Below are 3875 nucleotides of genomic sequence, written 5' to 3'. Positions count from 1 at the left end.
GCGCCGCCCGAGCGCGACGACCTCTTCGAGGTGCGTCGCAAGATCTATCCGCGCGCGGTCAGCGGGCTGTTCGCGCGCTGGCGCTGGGCGATGGTCTGGATCACCCAGCTGGTGTTCTACGGCCTGCCCTGGCTCACCTGGAACGACCGGCCGGCGGTGCTCTTCGACCTGCTCTCGCGCCGCTTCTATCTCTTCGGGGTGGTGCTCTACCCGCAGGACTTCATCTATCTCACCGGGCTGCTGGTGATTTCCGCGTTGTCGCTGTTCCTGTTCACCGCGGTGGCCGGGCGCCTGTGGTGCGGCTATGCCTGCCCGCAGACGGTCTACACCGAGATCTTCCTGTGGATCGAGCGCCGGGTGGAGGGCGACCGGGTGGCGCGCATGCGCCTGGACCAGGGGGCGCGCGATGCCCGCTGGCTGGGCCTGAAGACCGCCAAGCACGGCCTGTGGCTGGCGGTGGCGCTGTGGACCGGCATCAGCTTCGTGGGCTACTTCACGCCGATCCGCACGCTGCTGGCCGAGATCGGCGGCCTTGCGCTCGGCCCCTGGGAGGCGTTCTGGGTGCTGTTCTACGGCTTTGCCACCTACGGCAACGCCGGCTGGATGCGCGAGCAGGTGTGCAAGTACATGTGCCCCTACGCGCGCTTCCAGAGCTCGATGTTCGATCGGGACACGATGATCATCACCTACGACGAGGCCCGCGGCGAGCCGCGCGGCTCGCGCTCGCGCAAGGCCGATCCGGCCGCGATCGGCCTGGGCTCGTGCATCGACTGCGGGCTGTGCGTGGAGGTCTGCCCCACCGGCATCGACATCCGCAACGGCCTGCAGTACGAGTGCATCGGCTGCGCCGCCTGCGTCGACACCTGTGATCGCATCATGGACCGCATGGGCTACCCGCGCGGTCTGGTGCGTTACACCACGCAGAACGCGCTCGCCCGCGGATGGCATGGTGGGCAGCTGCTGCGCCGGGCGCTGCGCCCGCGGGTGCTGGTCTACAGCGCGATCCTGCTCGCGGTGACGGTGGCGCTGTTCGGACATCTCGCGCTGCGCACGCCGCTGAAGGTCGATGTGATGCGCGATCGCGGCTCGCTCGGCCGCGAGGTCGAGGGCGGCATGATCGAGAACGTGTACCAGCTGCAGCTGATCAACACCACCGAAAGCCCGCGCCGGCTGCGCATCCGCGTCGACGGCATCGCCTCGGCGGTGGTGGCCTCGGAGCCCGAGATCGATGTGCCGCCGGTGCAGCCTCGGCTGGTGCCGGTACGGGTGCGCGTGCCTGCCGGCGCGAGCCCACCAGGCAGCAGCCGCATCGAATTCCTGGTGGAGGCGCTCGACGACCCCGCCGTGGCGGTGCGCGAGAAATCCACCTTCTACATGCCGCGATGAATCCGCATCATCACCGGCACCCCGAGGCCCGCCACGCGCGGGCTTGCGCAACCCGCCACTGGAGCTCTCCATGAGCCACGCCGTCCCTGCGCCTGTTGCCTGGTATCGCCAGCCCTGGCCGTGGCTGCTCATGCTGATGCCCGCGCTTGCGCTGGTCGGCGGGCTGGTCACGCTGTGGCTGGCCGTCTCCACCAACCACGCCATGGTGGTCGACGATTACTACCGCGAGGGCAAGGCCATCAACCGCACACTGGCGCGCGATGCCGCGGCCGCGCGGCTCGGTCTGTCGGCCCGGGTGGTCCGGGGCGATGACGGCGGCCCGGTGGTGACCATGAGCAGCGCCAGTGGCACGGCCCTGCCGGCCGCGCTCACGCTGCGGGTGATCCACGCCACGCGCGCCGAGTTCGACCAGATCCACAGCCTGCGGCCGGTGATGCCGGGCCGCTATGCCGGCTCGGCGCTCGCGCTGCCCGGCGAGGGCCGCTGGCACCTGGTCATCGAGGGCCCCGAGGCCACCTGGCGGCTCACCGCGTCGGCCGCCGGTTTCGGGCAGCCGGTGGCGGTGACCGCCCAACCCTGAGTGCCGGGAGCAACGCCATGTCCAGACCGATCGGAGACCGTCGTTTCGGGCGTGTGATCATGGTCGTGCTCTGGCCGGCCTTTCTCATGGCCACGGTGGCCGAGGGTGTGTTCTTCTCGATGATCGATCCGCATGAGCTGGTGGTGGTCGGCCTGCATCTTGCCGACAGCCGCGAGGCGGCCTACACCGTGGGCTTCTTCGTGTTCTGGGCGCTGTTCGCGATGGGTGGCGGGCTTACCTGTCTGCTGATGCAGACCACCGGTTCACCACCGCCCAGCCTGCTCAACACCCCGGAAGACCGCGCCCATCAGGACAAGGCGCTGATCGGGCGCTGAGCGCCCCCACCGGGGCCGCACGGTGCGCGCGCGGTCCGGGATGCGTCCGCGCACCTGGCCTCAGTGCGGCGGCGCGCCCGGGGGCGCCGCGACCGGCGGCTTGCGGGTCGCGGCCGGCGTGTCGTCATCCATCAGCACGCTGTGCGCCGGGCCCACCGGGTCGTCGAACTGGCCACCGTCGGACATGCGAAAGAAGATCCAGACCGCCACCGCGACGATGACCAGGCTGAGCGGGATCAGGAGGTAGAGGACTTCCACGACGGCATCCGCAGGCGCAGCGCGTTGCCCACCACCAGCAGGGAGCTGGCCGACATGCCGAGCGCGGCGGCCCAGGGCGGTACCAGCCCGAGCGCTGCCGCCGGGATGGCCACGGCATTGTAGGCGCTTGCCCAGGCGAGGTTCTGCAGCACCACCCGCCGGGTGCGCACCGCCATGGCCTGCAGGGCGGCCACACGGCCGAGGTCGTCGGCCAGCAGCACGCAGTCGGCGGCGGTGCGGGCCAGCGCGGTGGCCTGGCCCACCGCCACCGAGGCATCGGCCGCGGCCAGCACGGGCGCGTCGTTCACGCCGTCGCCCACCATCAGCACGCGCCGCCCGGCCCGCTGCAGGTCGCGCACGCGGTCGAGCTTGTCGGCCGGCCCGGCCTGGGCGCCGAGCAGGTTCAGACCGAGCTGCCCGGCCACCTGCCGCGCGGGTGCGTCGTGGTCGCCGCTCAGCAGATGGGCGCGCAGCCCTGCGGCCTCGAGCGCCGCGACGGTGGCGGCTGCCTCCGGCCGCAGCGGGTCGCTCAGCCGGATGCAGGCGAGGGCGGCCTGCCGCTCGACCAGCCAGACCTCGGTGTCGCCATGATCGCCGCGCGGACAGGCGGCCCACTGGCCGCACCAGGCGGCCGAACCCAGGCGCAGCGCACGCCCATCGACCTCGCCCTGCACCCCGCTGCCGGGCTCGGCGTGCACCGCGCCCACCGCGGGCAGGGCCAGCGCGAGCTCGCCGGCGCGGGCGCGCAGGGCCTGAGCCAGCGGGTGGGCCGATCCGGTCTCGAGCGCGGCAGCCAGGGCCAGGGCCTGCGCGGGATCCATCGCGCCGAAGGTGCGCACCGAGACCACCGCCGGCTGACCGCGGGTGAGGGTGCCGGTCTTGTCGAAGACCACATCGGTGCAGCCGGCCAGCGCCTCCAGCGCGCGGCCGCTGCTCACCAGCACGCCTTGGCGGCTGAGCTCGCCGGTGGCCGCCGCCAGCGCCGCCGGCGTGGCCAGCGAGAGCGCGCAGGGGCAGGACACCACCAGCACCGCGATGGCCACCGGCAGGGCACGCGCCGGGTCGAGCTGCCACCAGGCGAGCGCCACGCCCGCGGCCAGCAGCAGCAGCGCGCCGATGAACCACCGGGCCACCCGGTCGGCGGCGCGGGCCACCGGCGGACGGTCATGACCGGCCCGCTCGATCAGCCGCTCGATCCCCGAGAGGGTGCTGTCGCCCACGGCGTGCAGCACCTGCGCCAGCACCGGGCTGCCGGCATTGACTGCGCCGCCGGCCACCGGCTGGCCCGGGCCGCGCGGCACCGGCAGCGACTCGCC

The 3875-nt window shown here is 72.8% G+C and carries 5 protein-coding genes; 3 read left to right on the top strand and 2 right to left on the bottom strand.

Features of this window, described 5'->3' with window-relative positions; all coding sequences use genetic code 11:
• The 3 genes from ccoG to AC2H6A_RS18425 all read left to right on the top strand — a co-directional run.
• The coding region (ccoG, locus tag AC2H6A_RS18435) for a cytochrome c oxidase accessory protein CcoG (RefSeq protein ID WP_484275178.1) at positions 1-1386 on the top strand (1386 nt) is incomplete at its 5' end.
• Between the two features lie 70 nt (positions 1387-1456).
• Positions 1457-1966 carry a FixH family protein gene (locus tag AC2H6A_RS18430; RefSeq protein ID WP_484275177.1) on the top strand — a complete coding sequence of 170 codons (510 nt, stop codon included), beginning with the start codon at positions 1457-1459 and terminating at the stop codon, positions 1964-1966.
• Positions 1967-1983: 17 nt separating this feature from the next.
• Positions 1984-2301: a hypothetical protein gene (locus AC2H6A_RS18425; protein ID WP_484275176.1), complete on the top strand. Its 318-nt coding sequence runs from the start codon at positions 1984-1986 to the stop codon at positions 2299-2301.
• A gap of 60 nt (positions 2302-2361) precedes the next feature.
• Here the strand turns inward: AC2H6A_RS18425 and ccoS are convergent, their stop codons facing one another.
• Together ccoS and AC2H6A_RS18415 are read right to left on the bottom strand one after the other, a co-directional pair.
• The gene (ccoS, locus tag AC2H6A_RS18420; RefSeq protein WP_484275175.1) at positions 2362-2559 is read right to left on the bottom strand and encodes a cbb3-type cytochrome oxidase assembly protein CcoS; all 198 of its coding nucleotides are present in this window, start codon (positions 2557-2559) and stop codon (positions 2362-2364) included.
• Positions 2538-3875: heavy metal translocating P-type ATPase (locus AC2H6A_RS18415; RefSeq protein WP_484275174.1), on the bottom strand; the 1338-nt coding region annotated here is incomplete at its 5' end. The genes AC2H6A_RS18415 and ccoS, both read right to left, overlap by 22 nt.

This window comes from Quisquiliibacterium sp., assembly GCF_982640115.1.
This window is presented reverse-complemented; position numbering and strand designations above follow the sequence as displayed.